Genomic DNA, 14624 nt, shown 5'->3' with positions numbered 1-14624 from the left:
CGCGGTGTCCAGTGGCTCAACGTCATCGACCCCACGTTCAACCTGCACCTGCGCGAGGACTCCATCGCCCACGTCTGGCGCGTCGAGAAGCCTACGGCCGACGGCGTGGTCACCTCGGTGGAAGTCTTTGACCACGCGGGCGAGCTGATGGCCATGTTCTTCGGTGCGCGCAAGCCCGGCCAGCCCGAGCGGCAAAGCTGGCGCGACCTGGTGGCCCAGTTGCCTGCTTTGGACGCGGTACCCGCATGAGCCAAACGCATTTCCCGCGCCGCCGTACTGTGCTGGGGTGGGCCGCGCTTGCCCCTGCATTTGCCGGGGCCCAGACGGCCAAGCTGCCGCGCCTGGTGACGGTCGGCGGAGCTATCACCGAATGTGTTTACGCCCTCGGCGCCGAAGCCCAATTGGTCGGCACCGACACCACCAGTCTGTACCCGCTGGCCGCGCAGCAAACGCCCAAGGTCGGCTATATGCGCAGCTTGTCGGCCGAGGGCCTGCTGGCCCTGAAGCCCGATGCCGTGATCGGCACTACCGAGGCCGGCCCGCCGGTAGTGATGGACCAGTTGCGCAGCGCCGGCGTGAAGGTCGATCTGATCGCCGCAGACCACAGCTGGGCCGAGGTGCAGCGCAAGCTGCAGGCCGTGGGCCGTGGCTCCGGCCGCGAAGTCCAGGCCCGCGCGCTACAGGCCAAGCTGGATGCCGACTGGGCGGCCACGCAGCAGCTGGTGGCGCGGTTCTCGGGGCGCAAGCCCAAAGTGCTGTTCATCCTGTCGCATTCCTCCACGGTACAGGTGGCGGGTGAGAAGACCGCGGCCGATGCCATGCTGCGCTTTATCGGCGCGCAAAACGTGATGGCCGGTTTCAACGGCTATCGCCCCATGACCGCCGAGGCCATGGCCGCTGCAGCGCCGGACCTGATTCTGACCAGTACCCAGGGCATTGAAGCGCAGGGCGGCCTGGACAAGTTCTGGTCGCGCCCCGAGCTGGCGCTGACCCCGGCGTTCAAAACCAAGGCCCTGGTACAGCTGGATGCACTGGAACTGCTGGGCTTTGGCCCGCGCATGCCGGGCACGGTGCGTGCCTTGCACCAACGCATTGTTTTGGCATGAACCTGCAGACCCGCCGACTCGCCGGGCCGCAGGTGCTGCTGCTGGGCAGCGCGCTGGTGCTGCTGAGCCTGCTCACTGCCAGCGCACGCGGCGCCTATGCGATTGACCTCGCGGATATCCTGAAGACGCTGTGGGCCGCAGCCTCGGGTGGGCTCGATGGCTCGCCGGAGCAACTGGTGTTTCTGAACATCCGCCTGCCGCGTCTGCTGCTGGGCCTGGCCGCGGGTGCCGGCTTGGGCATGGCCGGCGCGCTGATGCAAGGCCTGTTCCGCAACCCGCTGGCCGACCCGGGGCTGATCGGCGTCAGCAGTGGCGCCGCGCTGGCGGCGGGCATCACCATCGTGCTCGGCAGCCACTATTTTCCCGATTTGCCGCGCAGCCTGGGTAGCTGGACCCTGGTGGTCATGGCATTCGCCGGCAGCCTGGCGGTAACGGTGCTGATCTACCTGCTGGCCCAGTCCGAGGGCGGCACCCGCGTGGGCCTGATGATGCTGGCCGGCGTGGCCATCAACGCGCTGGCCGGGGCCGGGCTGGGCTACCTGACCTTTCTGGCCAGCGACGAGCAGCTGCGCAGTATCCAGTTCTGGCTGCTGGGCAGCCTGGGCGGTGCGCGCTGGAGTGCGGTGCTGTTGGTGGATACTATTGTTTTGATAGCTGTCACCGCAGGTATTACCTGCGCTAGGCCCTTAAATGCCATTGCATTGGGTGAAGCCCAGGCGGCACTGCTGGGGGTGGATGTGGAGCGCACCAAGCGCCGCGCTATTGCCATCACCGCGCTGGCGGTGGGGGCCGTTACTGCCACCACCGGCATGATCGGCTTCGTTGGTCTGCTGGCTCCGCATTGCGTGCGCCTGGTCGCGGGGCCGGACCACCGTATCGTGCTGCCGGGCTCGGCCATGTTGGGTGCGGCACTGGTGCTGCTGGCCGACAGCGTGGCGCGCACCGCGGTGCAGCCTGCCGAACTGCCGCTGGGCGTGTTGACCGCCTTCGTCGGCGTGCCGTTCTTTTTGTTGCTGCTGCGCCAGTTCAAGGGACGGGTATGAGTGCCACTCTGGAAACCCAGGCCGCGGGTTGCAGCGTCGGCAGCGCCACCTTGCTGCAGTCGGTGTCGGCGCGCTTTGCCGCGGGCCAGTTCACCGCCATCCTCGGGCCGAATGGCGCGGGCAAGTCCACCTTGCTGTCGCTGCTGTGCGGCCAGCGCAAGCCCAGCCAGGGCAGGGTGCAACTCGACGGCCAGGCTTTGGAGGCTTATCCGCCGCTGCGGATGGCGCGGCGCCGAGCCTTGCTGCCGCAAGACCTTTCGGTGGCGTTTGACTACACCGTGCAAGACGTGGTGGAGCTAGGCCGTTACCCGCACCGCCAGCAGCCCAGCCAGCCACCCGGGCCCAGTGAAGCCGAGATCGTGCAGCGCGCCATGCAGGCCACCGGCGTGCAGGCCCTGGCGCAGCGCGTACTCAATACCTTGAGCGGCGGCGAACGCGCCCGAGCCCAGCTGGCCCGTGTGCTGGCGCAAATCTGGGAGCCCGTCCCCGACGGCCAGAGCCGCTGGCTGCTGCTGGACGAGCCCACCGCCGCGCTGGACCTGCACCACCAGCACGCGGTATTGCGCCTGGCGCGCCGCTGGGCGGTGGACCACGGCGTGGGCGTGGTGGCCGTTCTGCACGACCTGAACCTGGCCCTGCGCTACGCCGACCAGGTGCTGTTGCTGCAAGACGGCAAGGTGCAGGCCGATGGCCCTCCGGCCCAGGTGTTGAGTGCCGACACCGTGCGCCGCATCTGGCAGGTCGATGTGCACCCGGTCCGCGATGCCGACGGCAGCCTGCAATTACTCATGGCCTGAAAAGGAGACGCTGATGTTGGTCCAAGAAGCCCGTATCCATCTCATACGCAAACTCCCACCCCAGGCCACGTCCGACGTGGCCTGCGAACACGCCGCCCTGGTGCGCATGCTGGCCAGCGCCCAGGCCCGCGTGTCGGCGTTGGTTAGCGACCACGCGCAGAAAATCTCCACCCTGCAAGCCCAAATCATGCGTATCCGCGCCCGCGTGATCGTGCGCGACACCATGCTGGCCTGGCTACGGGAGACGCTGGTGCAGTTGGAGCCGGATCCGGTAGAAGATTTAGAAGCCCATCAAGCTGCGGCGGATCTGGTGATTTGCCAAACCGGCTGTGTGAGCCATGGGGGGTACTGGCGGGATGAGGACCATTGCCGGCGCACTGGGAAGAGCTGCACCATGGACAGCGAGAAGGTGGAAATACCGCGCTAGATAAATATTGCGTAGGAGGTTATTGAAAAAATAGCATTTCTGCAATGAACAAACCTACAGAGCCTGTGCTGGTATTTGACACCATCGCTATTGCTGATAATGCATATCACCATGAATATTTGATCCATCGTCCAGCCACGTAGGCGAGTTTCGGTTGAGGTCGACGTTCAAGCGGGCTTCTAGCCGGCAGACATCGCTTCGCAGCCATTCACAATTTGGGCGGCTAGGTCAACCAACCGCATGCTTCTGGAACGGGCGGCTCGTCGCAATTGCTCGAAGGCTGGCTGGCGAGCCAAGCGGTACTGCACCATGGTGATACCCACCGCGACACTGATACTGCGCTCGTTGTCCAATGCATCTTGCAACTGCTTGCGCGTGCTGCGTAGCGTATTGAGCTCGTTCGCACGCGCCAAAGCAGCCCCGATGGCGGGGAACAATTGGGCCTCGTCTATGGGTTTTACCAAGAAGGCCAAGGCCCCTTGTTCAATCGCTTGCTGCACCGTCTGCTCATCGCTGTATGCACTGAGCATTAAAAAGGGTATGTGGTCCAGTTCGCGCAGTCGCTCCGCCAGGAACAAACCGCTCTGCCCAGGCATGCGCACATCCAGTATGACCATATCTGGGTGACAGCCACCGGCAAGCATTTCCTCTGCCTCTTCTGCGCTCTTGGCAATGCTGACCGCATAACCCGCTCTCGCCACGCTGGCAGACAGCGTAGCAAGCACCAGCCGGTCGTCGTCCACCATGAGTATGTGCGGGGTCTTTCTGTCGGCCATCGCAATCATTCAGTTAGTTCAATACAAGTACAGGCGCATTTAGCAGCAGCTCAACCACCATCGTGTCGTTCATGTGCTCGACATTCAGCTGGGCACCTGAGCTAGGCATCAAGTGGGCCATCAATTGCTGGCCTGAACCTGACAGAGGGTCCCGTGCAACCGGCAAACCTGACGTCACGTTATTGGTGATGCGTACGCTTGCGCTGCGTTGCAGCGCGTCCTGTACCAGGCGAACGCACACGCCAGGGCGGTTTGTGTCGCAATGCTTGACGGAGTTGAAAAGCATCTCGTTCAATATCATGGCCACCGGTACAGCCTCTTCATCGACAATAAAAAAATCGGCTGCGCTGGGACTCTCGGCCATCTCCACAGGCACCCGCCAAATATCCCTTACCTGCGCAACGATGGCACGCATCAAACCACCCACAGAAACCCTGCCCTTGTTGTCTTGCCCTTGCAAGCCATGGATGGTCGCAATGCTCTTGATTTGGCCGATGGCCTGGTTCAATACCAAAGCTGTTTCGGGGTGCTGTTGCCCAAACTGGCGTAGCAGGCCGGTAATGCCTTGCAGGTTGTTCTTGATGCGATGGTGTACCTCACGCACCAGCGCTGCACGTTGGACCGCCTCGTCCTGGCGGCGCTGCTCATCCCGACGGTACCGGTCCGAAATATCAATGAAGGTGAGCACATAATTGGCAAGAGCTCCCTGTACATCCGCTACGGCAGTAATGGTTAGTGACGCAGGGAATTCATACCCTGCCGCATGCTTGCACCAAAGTTCCCCCTCCCAACTGCCCGTAGCTTGAACCCGCGAAACAATATCCTCGTAGACAGCATCTTGGTACCGGCTGGAACGGAGCGGAAACGCACGCTTGCCCAAAAGATCGCCAGCCACAAATCCTGTGATACGGGTAAATGCAGCGTTGACCTGTAACACCAGGCGCTGATCGTCCATCACCATGATGCCTTCCTGCCCCTCAAACGCCACGGCAGAAATGCGAATCGCCGCGTTGACTCTTTCCAATTCGAATTGACTTTGCTTGAGCGGTGTGATGTCTGAGACCAGTACGAAAAAGCCGCGCACCTCGCCATCTACGCGGTCCGCAATGTACTGGGCCCACGTATAGCCCGTTTCACCATTCGCTTTTACCAGGGTGCGCTCGAATTGCTGGTCTTCACCGCGCAGTGCTGCACGTATATAGACCTCATTCTTGGCAAACAACTCCGGGCCCATCAGCTCCTGCATGGAGATACCGCGCATCTGCTCTTCGCTACGGCCGAACCAAACTTGGTACTGTGCGTTGGAGAACCCGCAACGCAGATCACGCGTCCAATAGCCCACCATGCCTGGCAAACTATTTGCCACGGTGGAAATTAAGCGTTCTTGCTCACGCGCCAGCCGTTCGCTCCGACGTATTTCAGTCACGTCACGGGACACAAAGACCACGCCTAGCAGCCCACCGGCTTCACCCGCGTAGGCATAACAGCGTGTCTCCAAGTTGCGCAGACTCTGGCCACTTAGGAGTGTCTCTACGTTTGCCAACTGCGGCTGCCGCGTCGCCAGGCAACGTAAAAAAGCATCCTGAAGCTCTTGATTGAATAAATGAATCGGAACCTCGGTTGTTCGGCATCCAAGTACCTGCTCGCGCCTCAGACCAGTGGCCAGGCACCATGCATCGTTGACCATCACATAGCGCTGCTGCAAATCAACCACGCTCACCATGTCGGTGATGGAGTCCACTGTGAACTTGAAAGTGCGTAACTCTTGTTTGGTTCGCACGCGGTCAGTGATATCTATGTAAATGGTTAAGAAGCCACCGCCATGCAACGGGCTGCGCTTGATGGCAATCACCGAACCATTTGACCGGGTGCATTCATAGGTCTCAGGGTGTGCGTAGCGGAGCTCGGTCATGCGGCGGTCCGCCTCCAGCTGCGCATCACACAGGCCGAACTCTCCAGCCTCCGCCCGCAACACGAACATATCCCGTAAGTGCATACCGGGTATGGCCTGCTCAGCAGTCAAACCCGACAGCTCAAGGGCTCGGGCGCTGATGCTGACCAGACGACAGTCCCCATTGAACACCGCTGCGCCTTCGCCAAAGTTCGCGAAGACCTCAAGCAGCGCATCGTGCTGATGCAGCGGGTCGGAACGCAGGGGGATATGTTGGGAAGTCATGACACCCATGAAAGCAGAGGCCGAATTATCAGATTAGCCAGCCAAGGAAGCGAATTATCTTTAGCCATGTTTGTGAGGGATGACGCACTACCCGAGGCGATGGCATGCTACAGTAACCAAATGTTTCGTACGCCCCAGCACATGGCGTCGAAACGCATAAGGCCCTGCACCCGCCTTGCAATTTTTGGAATGCCACTCAAACGGTGGCAACGAGAAGATGGCAATACATTCAATTCAGAAAATGGATGCAGGCGCGCAGGGTTTCCTAGCCTCCACTCTTGCATATAAGCCAACCATCCTTGGTTGCTTGCCCCCGTCCGCGCCAGATCACACCTGTCGTATGGGGAAGCCCTTCGTTAAAACACGTTCACACCGCTCTCGACGCAGTAAAGCGCCGTAGCTGCGCCTAAATCCATTCTGACGGACAACGAGTCCGACCTGGGCGATCACGAGCCCTTTGTGCGCATCTCCGCGCTTGCCTAAAACCCCTTCAAGATTTCACCTCAAAGAGGCACTCCAATGAACTTCAAGAATTTCACCGTCAAAGGGCAGTTGACCTTTGCATTCGGACTGCTGGCGGTGTTGGTCATAGCTGTGTCATCAGCAGCCATAACTGCGCTAAGCGGTATCAATCGCAACCTCTCTGAGTACCACCAAGGTGCCATCGCACAAGAGCATATGGCAGTCGATGTACGGGTATCTGTGAACCGCCGTGCGATTGCTGCACGCAATCTGGTGCTAGTGACCACCCCGGAAGACCTAGCGGTCGAGAAAGCCGCTGTGAACGAAGCCCACCAGGCAGCCCAGGCAGCCTTGGAAAAATTAAACGGCAGCGTGAAGAGCGATCCGCAGGCTACGGTGGAAGAGCGCCGCCTCGTCGAAGACATCGACAAAATCGAAGCGGCCTATGGCCCCGTCGCACTGGACATTGTGAAGTTGGCACTGGATGGCAAGAAGGACGAGGCCATCGCAAAAATCAACAAAGACTGCCGCCCCCTGCTGGCGGCGCTCATTAAGGCCAGCCGTGCATACCAAGATTTCAGCGTGAAAGAGGGTGAAGCCAGGGTGGCATCGGCCAATGCCGACTATGCGCAAGCGCGTTTTCTGCTGATTACCGCCAGCGCTATTGCAGTAGCCGCAGCCCTATTTTTAGGCATCCTGATCACGCGCAATCTCGTGGGCTCCCTAGGTGGCGAGCCCGGCGTAGCTGCCGATGTAGCACGTGCGGTAGCCCAGGGCGATCTGAGCATGCCGATTTCCGTCAGGCCGGGCGACAGCGAAAGCCTGATGGCCCAGCTCAAGGCCATGCAAAGCAGTTTGTCCAGTGTGGTAACCAATGTTCGCCAAAGCGCAGAAAGTGTCTCTACCGCCAGCGCTGAGATTGCCCAGGGCAATAGCGATTTGTCTGGCCGTACCGAACAGCAAGCCAGTGCCCTGGAAGAAACCGCCGCCTCCATGGAAGAGCTGTCCAGCACTGTCAAGCACAACGCCGACAACGCCCGCCAAGCTAACCAGCTGGCCGTCAATGCGTCCACTGTTGCCGTCGAGGGCGGTGATGTCGTGGGGCAAGTGGTTGAAACCATGAAGGGCATCAACGACAGTAGCAAGAAGATCTCCGACATCATCAGCGTCATCGACGGGATCGCCTTCCAGACCAACATCCTGGCCCTGAACGCCGCGGTGGAAGCCGCCCGTGCCGGCGAGCAGGGGAGGGGTTTTGCCGTGGTGGCCAGCGAGGTTCGCAACCTGGCCCAGCGCAGTGCTACCGCAGCCAAGGAAATCAAGGTTTTGATTGATAACAGCGTGAGCCAGGTGGACCAGGGCACCATCCTGGTAGCGAAGGCCGGCAACACCATGACCGAGGTGGTCAGTGCCATTCGACGGGTTACGGACATCATTGGCGAAGTCAGTGCTGCCAGCGGCGAACAAAGCCAGGGCGTAGCCCAGGTCGGCGAAGCGATTATCCAGATGGACCAAGTGACGCAGCAGAACGCTGCCTTGGTGGAAGAGAGTGCAGCTGCGGCAAACAGCCTGAGCACGCAGGCACAACAACTATTGGCGGCAGTGGCAGTGTTCAAGCTCGACGCTGGCAAACACCACGGTTCGGTAAACGTCGTAGAAAATGATCGCCAAGTATCGACTGAACGACGTGGACCTCATCGGGCAATCAACGTGGCTCGCCCGTCCTTTGGCAAGGCTTCTGCCACGCCGACTAAGAAAATCGGACTTCAGACGGCGGGCGCTAAGCCAGCCGTCAAGACAGGATCGGATGGTTGGGCCAGTTTCTAAGCTGAAATCTCGATAGCGATTTGGATGGCCACTGCGCTTTGTCGCCACGGGCCTCCAACGCAATATCCGCCTGCGCAAGCAGCTGCACATTCAATAGCAAATCAATTGGTCAGTGCGCGCTTGACGTCTTCTTGCAGATTCCGCAAATGCTCCCTCATCAAGGCGCTGGCGCGCAGGGCTTGGACGATTTCTGCGTGCTCGTCGTGGTTCTCGCGCTGGCGGTGTAGGGGGCTGTGCAGGCGGAACAAGCGGGCGTTCACAGCCCAACAACTTGCTCAAACTGCTATCGGCCTGATGGGTTGCGTGTGGCGGCGGAGGGGCTGCCGGACGGCCGAGGGTAGCCTATGCACCTCCTTCGCTAGGGGGGGTATCGGTTTTAAGGGCTTTTTTTAGGTATAAAAATGGCGGTTTGTGCAGATTTAACCAGTGCTAGTAGCTCCTGTTTTTTTACTATAAAAACGGTAGCAATTTGTGCCTGCTGCAGGCGGGGCGAACACGCCGGGTTGGGCTTCCCTGTGATCCCAGATCTGGATGTGCATCGGTTATGGTTGCCTGATGGCCGCCACCTTCTTCCCCAACCCTGCCGCCTTCCGCCAATGGCTGTTCACCCACGCCAGCACCGCCACCGAGCTCCTCGTCGGCTACCACAAGGTCGGCAGCGGCACACCCAGCATGACCTGGTCCGAGTCGGTAGACGAGGCCCTGTGCTTTGGCTGGATCGACGGTGTGCGCCGCCGCATCGACGACGCGGCATATTCCATCCGCTTCACCCCCCGCAAGCCCACCTCCATCTGGAGCGCCGCCAACATCGCCAAGTGCGCGCAGCTCCAGGCAGCAGGGCGGATGACCGCCGCCGGAGCCCAGGCCTTGGCCCGCCGCACCGAGGCCAGGTCGGCCGTGTATTCCCACGAGCGCGCCGTGCCCGCCGCGCTGTCTGCCGACGAGTTGACGGCTTTTCAGCGCCAGCCAGCGGCCTGGCAGTTCTTCGCCGCCACGCCGCCCGGTTACCAAAAGAGGCTGCTGCATTGGGTGTGCAGCGCCAAGAAACCCGAGACGCGCAGCGCGCGCTTGCAGAAGCTGGTCGAGGCCAGCGCTGCGGGGCTGCGGCTGCGGTAGGGTGCAGAGGTCGCTGCTTCCGCCTGGTGGGGTATAAGGCTTTTAGGCCTCTAACGCATATTCCACCTGCGCGGGTAGCTATTTTAAAAATAGCAGGTGACGGTTTGGCCCGTCACTGCACCGCCTGCTCTCCATCCTTGAAATCCACCCCCAGCGCAGCCAGCTTTTTGGCATACGCATCCCGGCGTTTTGCCGCCTTTGCAGCGGTGTCAATCGCCGCTTTAATAGCCGTAGGCCCTTTTTTGGCTACCACTTGGATGAGTCCAAATTTGTGGGCCGCATCGGCTTCGGCTCTGCGGAAGGTGGCGATAAGTTCAGCGTGGGGAGCGGATGGATTCACAAGGACCTCGTGGGTTAAAGCGCTATTTTCTGCGGCCAAATGGTGGTTTGGCTAGCTTTGATGCATAGCGAAAGGCCGCAGCGGGCCTTATGGAGTAGCTGGTAGCATGACTGAAATAGGCCATTTTTGGACATTTACCAAACACCTCCACGTCACATCGGACTGTCGCTTTCATGTTAGCTATTCTTTTCATAATTTTGCTGGTTGTGGGCGTGGTGTGTTTGTTGCCACGGAAGCTTCAATTGTTGAAGCGTCACGGCAACCTTACAACTGACCAGTTGATCCAACTTGCGAAAAACGGAGATAAAGAAGCCGCTCGTTTATATAGAGACACAAAGTGGTGGATAGCTGCAGCTTTGGCGGTCGGCCTACCAATGAGCGTGATCCGTTTTTGGCCACATTGACGATATATTTCTAGCCTCTCTGCTGCGATAGCTGCAAGCGGCAAGGAGCAGACTTAGCCCGCTAAACGCCTGCCGAACTGCATTAACTCTTCATGATGGTAGAAAACCATCCAGTCATGCGCCTCAGACCACACATTTAGGTCATCAGAAGCCGGGTAGCAAAACGCTTCCCAGTAGTGCGTGAATATTCCCCAGGTGGTTGATATTGCAAGGTCTGACTGCCATGAGAGGTAAACGCAAGTCTCTTTGTTATCGTGACAGGAGAGCAACCAGTTGGTTACATACGCTGAGGCAGTGGAGCGCGTACCAATCTGGTCGACTGAAAATATTCGTTCACTCAAGCCATCCGCATCATTAAATGCAACCGATTGATGAAACAGCTTCTTAGCCACTGGCAACATCTGCGGCTCAATCCGCGCCAAGATATCCTCCGGCAGCAGAGCATATTTCGCATCGGTCCACCGCCATGCAATAGGAAAATTTTTGAGCCTCATGGTGTCCCGCTGTTTGTGATGTGCGAATGTTAGAGCGTCTAAAGAGGTCGGTATCGGTTAACCGCCCGTATCGGTTTTTAGGCAACCTCAAAGACCGCAATGGGCCCAAAGCTGACATGGCATATAGGTCACCCACCTCGCCAACCCCACCTTCTACAATCTCCCCCATGCCCTTGACCACCCGCCATTCCCACCGCGCCCAGCGCGTGGGCCCGTGCATGGCGGCCCGGTTTCAAAGCTTCACACTGGCCCGCATCCGGCGGGATGCGTACAGTCGGCAGTCGGGCTGTTCTCGCCTCACTCCGCCTTAAAAGGCCGGACCCATTTGCTCACCTGGCACGGGGTTTTTCATTCCCGTGCCTTACCCATTCCCATCCTTTGATGCGCTCCCTGCGGGGGGCTAGTTCTGCCATGTCCAAATATCTCCATCCTTTCCGCGCCGAGTGGGCGCCCCATATTCCGCGTGAGCTGATGGCCGGCGCGGTGGCGACTTTCGCCCTGATCCCGGAAGTCATCGCCTTTTCTTTTGTGGCCGGGGTGGACCCGGCGGTCGGGCTGTTCGCCTCGTTCGTGATCAGCATCGTGATTGCTTTCGTGGGCGGGCGGCCTGCGATGGTGTCGGCGGCGGCCGGGTCGGTGGCCTTGGTGGCCGCACCGCTGGTGCACGCGCACGGGGTGCAGTACCTGTTGGCGGCGGGCCTGCTGGCCGGGGCGGTGCAAATCCTGTTTGGCTGGCTGCGGCTGGGGGTTTTGCTGCGGTTTGTGTCGGGCTCGGTGCGCACCGGCTTTGTGAATGCGCTGGCGATTCTGATTTTCTCGGCGCAGATGCCGCACCTGATCGGCGCCAACGCGGCCACCTGGGCCATGCTGGGGCTGGGGCTGCTGGTGATTTACGGGCTGCCGCGCATCACCACGGTGGTGCCATCGCCGCTGGTGTGTATCGTGGTGCTGACGCTGGTTGGGCACTGGATGGGCCTGCCGCTGAAGACGGTGGCCGATCTGGGTCTGTTGCCGGACGCCTTGCCGGTGTTTGCACTGCCGTCGGTGCCGTTCTCCCTGGAGACGCTGCGCCTCATCGCGCTGCCTGCGTTTGCCATCGCCATGGTGGGCCTGCTGGAGTCGCTGATGACGGCCAGCGTGGTGGATGAGCTCACCGACACGCCCAGCGGCAAAAACCGGGAGTGCAGCGGGTTGGGCATGGCCAATGTGGCGGCCAGCCTGTTCGGCGGCATTGCTGGGTGCGGAATGATTGGCCAGACGGTGGGCAACGTGCGCTACGGCGGCCGGGGGCGGCTGTCTACCCTGTTTGCGGGGGTGTTTTTGTTGGTGCTGATGGTGCTGCTCAAGCCCTGGGTGGCGCAGGTGCCGGTGGCGGCGCTGGTGGCCATCATGGTGATGGTGTCGGCTTCTACGCTGGATTGGGGCTCTGCGCGGGCGCTGCTGCGCCATCCCAAGCTGTCCAGCCTGGTGATGCTGGCGACGGTGGTGGTGACGGTGGCCACCGATAACCTGGCGGCCGGGGTGGCGGTGGGCGTGCTGCTGAGCGGGGTGTTTTTTACCTTCAAGGTGTCGCGGCTGCTGGCGGTGACCCAGAGCGGGGAGGGCGCGCTGACCTACCGGGTGACCGGGCAGGTGTTTTTTGCCTCCGCAGACCTGCTGGTGGACGCGTTCGACGTGCGGGAAGTGCAGGGCCGCCGCGTCACCATCGACCTGGCGCAGGCCCACTTTTGGGACATCACGGCAGTGACCGCACTGGACAAGATTTGCCAGCGGCTGCGCAAGCATGGCAGCGTGGTGGAGCTGGTGGGCATGAACGATGCCAGCCGCGCGCTGGTGGCCAAGCTGGACCTGGGCATGGAATAGGCGTTACTGCCGAGCAGGCATTAGAATATACGAAACATAGTCGTTTCGTATATTGGAGTTCATCTTGGGCCTTGTCAAAATTTCAGAACCGATGCACGCCAACGTGCGGGTCGCCAGTGGCGCTTTGAACCGCTCCATCAACGCGCAGGCCGAGCACTGGCTGCGCATCGGCATGATGTGCGAGCTGCACCCCGAGCTGAAGTACGGCGAGCTGTGCCGCCTGCTGATCCAGGATGAAATCCAGGCCGAGGCGCAAGTCATTGCTTTACCGCAAAGGGCGCGGGCATGAACGGCGAAACTGTCACCATCCGCAGCCCGGAAGAAGTCGCCATGGCCCGCCGCGCCGGGCACCTGGCGGCCTCAGTGCTGCACATGATTACGCCGCACGTCACGGCGGGCATCAGCACCGAAGCGCTGGACCAGATTTGCCACGACTACATCGTGGATGTACTGGATGCCATTCCCGCCAACATCGGCTACCACGGCTTCCCCAAGACGGTGTGCACCTCGGTCAACCACGTGATCTGCCACGGCATACCGTCGGCCAAGGTGCTCAAGCGCGGCGACATCATCAACATCGACGTGGCCATCATCAAAGATGGCTGGTTTGGCGACTGCAGCCGCATGTACTTTGTGGGCGAACCCAGTCCGCTGGCCAAGCGCCTGGTGGAAACCACCTACGAGGCTATGCGCGCGGGCATCCAGCAGGTGAAGCCGGGCGCAACCCTGGGCGACGTGGGCCACGCGATCCAGAGCGTGGCGCACAGTGCGCATTTCAGCGTGGTGCGCGAGTACTGCGGCCACGGCATCGGGCAGATCTACCATGACACCCCGCAGGTGCTGCACTACGGCCGGCGCGGCGAAGGGCTGCGGCTGCAGACGGGCATGATTTTCACCATCGAGCCAATGGTCAACGCAGGCAAACGCGACACCAAAGAGCTGCCCGATGGCTGGACCGTGGTCACCAAAGACCATTCGCTCTCGGCCCAATGGGAGCACATGGTGGCCGTGACCGACACCGGCTTCGAGGTGCTGACACCGTGGCCGGACGGCCTGGGGACTTACAGCGCTATTTGACGGTGGTACGTCTGGGGTAGGCTGAGTTTCTGGTCATTTTGGCCGTTAGCGCAGGCGCTACCTGCGATGGGTGCTGCATAAAATGTAGCAGAATGGCCCGGCAGCTTTTAACCCTGTAGCGCAACCTCTGGCAGGTCAAACAGCGCCGGTAGCTGCCGTTGCCCGAGTGCCGTGGTCTGCAGCGCCCGGCTGTCCAGGTCTTGCACCACCCACGCGCGTTGCAGGCAGAGTTGCAGCAGGGCCGCGCCCACGGCGCCACCGATATGCGGTTTGCGTTCGCTCCAATCCAGGCAGGTGCAGGCAAACCGCCGACGCAGGGTGCGCAGGGCTGCCACATCAATCCCCAAGTGCGCGAATGCCGTTTCTCCGCTGGGCGACAAGGCGTAGCTGCTGGTGTCGGTGGCCAACGGCACCAGCCATCCATGCGCCAGAATGCGGTCGCCCATGGCCACGGCCAAAGCGCCGGCCATGTGGTCGTAGCAGGTGCGGGCCTGGCGCAGCCTGCCGGGGGTAGACGGCACGAATTGGCTGCGGGGCTGGCCTGCCAGCACCAGCAAGGCTTCCAGGGCGGTGCCCACCTGGGGGCTGGCCAACCGAAAGTAGCGGTGCTTGCCCTGGCTCACCAGGGTGATGAGCTGCTGCTCGGTAAGCCGCGCCAGATGGGCGCTGGCGGTGGAGGGGCTCACTTCGGCGACCACCGAGAGTTCGGTGCTGGT

The 14624-nt window shown here is 61.0% G+C and carries 17 protein-coding genes; 11 read left to right on the top strand and 6 right to left on the bottom strand.

Translation table 11 applies throughout. From position 1 onward, the window contains the following. The 5 genes from ABI213_RS02790 to ABI213_RS02770 all read left to right on the top strand — a co-directional run. On the top strand, positions 1-249 hold a 249-nt coding region (locus tag ABI213_RS02790), incomplete at its 5' end, for a ChuX/HutX family heme-like substrate-binding protein (protein ID WP_348026028.1). Next, positions 246-1106 (top strand): ABC transporter substrate-binding protein, encoded by an 861-nt coding sequence (locus ABI213_RS02785; protein WP_348026026.1) that lies wholly within the window; start codon positions 246-248, stop codon positions 1104-1106. The genes ABI213_RS02790 and ABI213_RS02785, both read left to right, overlap by 4 nt. Further along, entirely contained in the window at positions 1103-2149 is a 1047-nt protein-coding gene (locus ABI213_RS02780; RefSeq protein WP_348026024.1) for an iron ABC transporter permease, read from the top strand. The genes ABI213_RS02785 and ABI213_RS02780 overlap by 4 nt, the downstream gene beginning before the upstream one ends. Continuing rightward, on the top strand, positions 2146-2946 hold the full coding sequence (locus tag ABI213_RS02775) for a heme ABC transporter ATP-binding protein (protein ID WP_348014764.1): 801 nt from the start codon (positions 2146-2148) through the stop codon (positions 2944-2946). The genes ABI213_RS02780 and ABI213_RS02775 overlap by 4 nt, the downstream gene beginning before the upstream one ends. A gap of 13 nt (positions 2947-2959) precedes the next feature. After that, positions 2960-3373, top strand: a complete 414-nt coding sequence (locus tag ABI213_RS02770) for a hypothetical protein (RefSeq protein WP_348014763.1) — start codon at positions 2960-2962, stop codon at positions 3371-3373. A gap of 179 nt (positions 3374-3552) precedes the next feature. On the opposite strand, the gene ABI213_RS02765 is transcribed toward ABI213_RS02770, so the two are convergent. Beyond that, complete coding sequence (locus tag ABI213_RS02765) at positions 3553-4158, bottom strand: response regulator (RefSeq protein WP_348026022.1); 606 nt, start codon at positions 4156-4158, stop codon at positions 3553-3555. A gap of 4 nt (positions 4159-4162) precedes the next feature. Continuing rightward, a complete protein-coding gene (locus ABI213_RS02760) occupies positions 4163-6325 on the bottom strand; it encodes a PAS domain-containing protein (RefSeq protein WP_348014761.1) in 2163 nt (720 codons plus the stop codon). Between the two features lie 519 nt (positions 6326-6844). Here ABI213_RS02760 and ABI213_RS02755 point away from each other — a divergent pair. Beyond that, entirely contained in the window at positions 6845-8614 is a 1770-nt protein-coding gene (locus tag ABI213_RS02755) for a methyl-accepting chemotaxis protein (protein WP_348014760.1), read from the top strand. A 101-nt stretch (positions 8615-8715) separates the two neighbouring features. Here ABI213_RS02755 and ABI213_RS02750 read toward each other — a convergent pair whose 3' ends face one another. After that, a complete protein-coding gene (locus tag ABI213_RS02750) occupies positions 8716-8874 on the bottom strand; it encodes a hypothetical protein (RefSeq protein ID WP_348014759.1) in 159 nt (52 codons plus the stop codon). A 271-nt stretch (positions 8875-9145) separates the two neighbouring features. On the opposite strand from ABI213_RS02750, the gene ABI213_RS02745 reads away from it, so the two are divergent. Then, positions 9146-9730, top strand: a complete 585-nt coding sequence (locus ABI213_RS02745) for a YdeI/OmpD-associated family protein (protein WP_348014758.1) — start codon at positions 9146-9148, stop codon at positions 9728-9730. 112 nt (positions 9731-9842) lie between these two features. On the opposite strand, the gene ABI213_RS02740 is transcribed toward ABI213_RS02745, so the two are convergent. After that, positions 9843-10109 carry a hypothetical protein gene (locus ABI213_RS02740; protein WP_348014757.1) on the bottom strand — a complete coding sequence of 89 codons (267 nt, stop codon included), beginning with the start codon at positions 10107-10109 and terminating at the stop codon, positions 9843-9845. 418 nt (positions 10110-10527) lie between these two features. After that, complete coding sequence (locus tag ABI213_RS02735) at positions 10528-10968, bottom strand: hypothetical protein (RefSeq protein WP_348005303.1); 441 nt, start codon at positions 10966-10968, stop codon at positions 10528-10530. Positions 10969-11135: 167 nt separating this feature from the next. Between ABI213_RS02735 and ABI213_RS02730 the strand changes: the two genes are divergently transcribed. The 4 genes from ABI213_RS02730 to map all read left to right on the top strand — a co-directional run bounded on the left by ABI213_RS02730 (position 11136) and on the right by map (position 13908). After that, positions 11136-11279, top strand: a complete 144-nt coding sequence (locus ABI213_RS02730) for a hypothetical protein (protein ID WP_348005304.1) — start codon at positions 11136-11138, stop codon at positions 11277-11279. A gap of 100 nt (positions 11280-11379) precedes the next feature. Beyond that, a complete protein-coding gene (locus ABI213_RS02725) occupies positions 11380-12831 on the top strand; it encodes a SulP family inorganic anion transporter (RefSeq protein WP_348005305.1) in 1452 nt (483 codons plus the stop codon). Positions 12832-12895: 64 nt separating this feature from the next. Further along, complete coding sequence (locus tag ABI213_RS02720) at positions 12896-13120, top strand: ParD-like family protein (RefSeq protein ID WP_348005306.1); 225 nt, start codon at positions 12896-12898, stop codon at positions 13118-13120. Next, on the top strand, positions 13117-13908 hold the full coding sequence (gene map / locus ABI213_RS02715; RefSeq protein WP_348005307.1) for a type I methionyl aminopeptidase: 792 nt from the start codon (positions 13117-13119) through the stop codon (positions 13906-13908). Before ABI213_RS02720 ends, map begins: the two co-directional genes overlap by 4 nt. 107 nt (positions 13909-14015) lie before the next feature. On the opposite strand, the gene ABI213_RS02710 is transcribed toward map, so the two are convergent. Continuing rightward, a partial coding sequence (locus tag ABI213_RS02710) for a helix-turn-helix domain-containing protein (RefSeq protein WP_348026020.1) occupies positions 14016-14624 on the bottom strand: 609 nt, incomplete at its 5' end.

Source organism: Rhodoferax sp., assembly GCF_039922535.1.
Classification (GTDB): Bacteria; Pseudomonadota; Gammaproteobacteria; order Burkholderiales; family Burkholderiaceae_C; genus Rhodoferax_B.
Note: the sequence above shows the minus strand (reverse complement) of the source record. Positions and strands in the feature narration are given on the sequence as shown.

Bases quoted from the DNA above. Each gene is read 5' to 3' on its own strand.
- ABI213_RS02745 (WP_348014758.1), top strand. From the start codon at position 9,146: ATGTGCATCGGTTATGGTTGCCTGATGGCCGCCACCTTCTTCCCCAAC.
- ABI213_RS02780 (WP_348026024.1), top strand. From the start codon at position 1,103: ATGAACCTGCAGACCCGCCGACTCGCCGGGCCGCAGGTGCTGCTGCTG.
- ABI213_RS02785 (WP_348026026.1), top strand. From the start codon at position 246: ATGAGCCAAACGCATTTCCCGCGCCGCCGTACTGTGCTGGGGTGGGCC.
- ABI213_RS02765 (WP_348026022.1), bottom strand. From the start codon at position 4,158: ATGATTGCGATGGCCGACAGAAAGACCCCGCACATACTCATGGTGGAC.
- ABI213_RS02760 (WP_348014761.1), bottom strand. From the start codon at position 6,325: ATGACTTCCCAACATATCCCCCTGCGTTCCGACCCGCTGCATCAGCAC.
- ABI213_RS02730 (WP_348005304.1), top strand. From the start codon at position 11,136: ATGCCCTTGACCACCCGCCATTCCCACCGCGCCCAGCGCGTGGGCCCG.
- ABI213_RS02755 (WP_348014760.1), top strand. From the start codon at position 6,845: ATGAACTTCAAGAATTTCACCGTCAAAGGGCAGTTGACCTTTGCATTC.
- ABI213_RS02775 (WP_348014764.1), top strand. From the start codon at position 2,146: ATGAGTGCCACTCTGGAAACCCAGGCCGCGGGTTGCAGCGTCGGCAGC.
- map (WP_348005307.1), top strand. From the start codon at position 13,117: ATGAACGGCGAAACTGTCACCATCCGCAGCCCGGAAGAAGTCGCCATG.
- ABI213_RS02770 (WP_348014763.1), top strand. From the start codon at position 2,960: ATGTTGGTCCAAGAAGCCCGTATCCATCTCATACGCAAACTCCCACCC.
- ABI213_RS02735 (WP_348005303.1), bottom strand. From the start codon at position 10,968: ATGAGGCTCAAAAATTTTCCTATTGCATGGCGGTGGACCGATGCGAAA.
- ABI213_RS02725 (WP_348005305.1), top strand. From the start codon at position 11,380: ATGTCCAAATATCTCCATCCTTTCCGCGCCGAGTGGGCGCCCCATATT.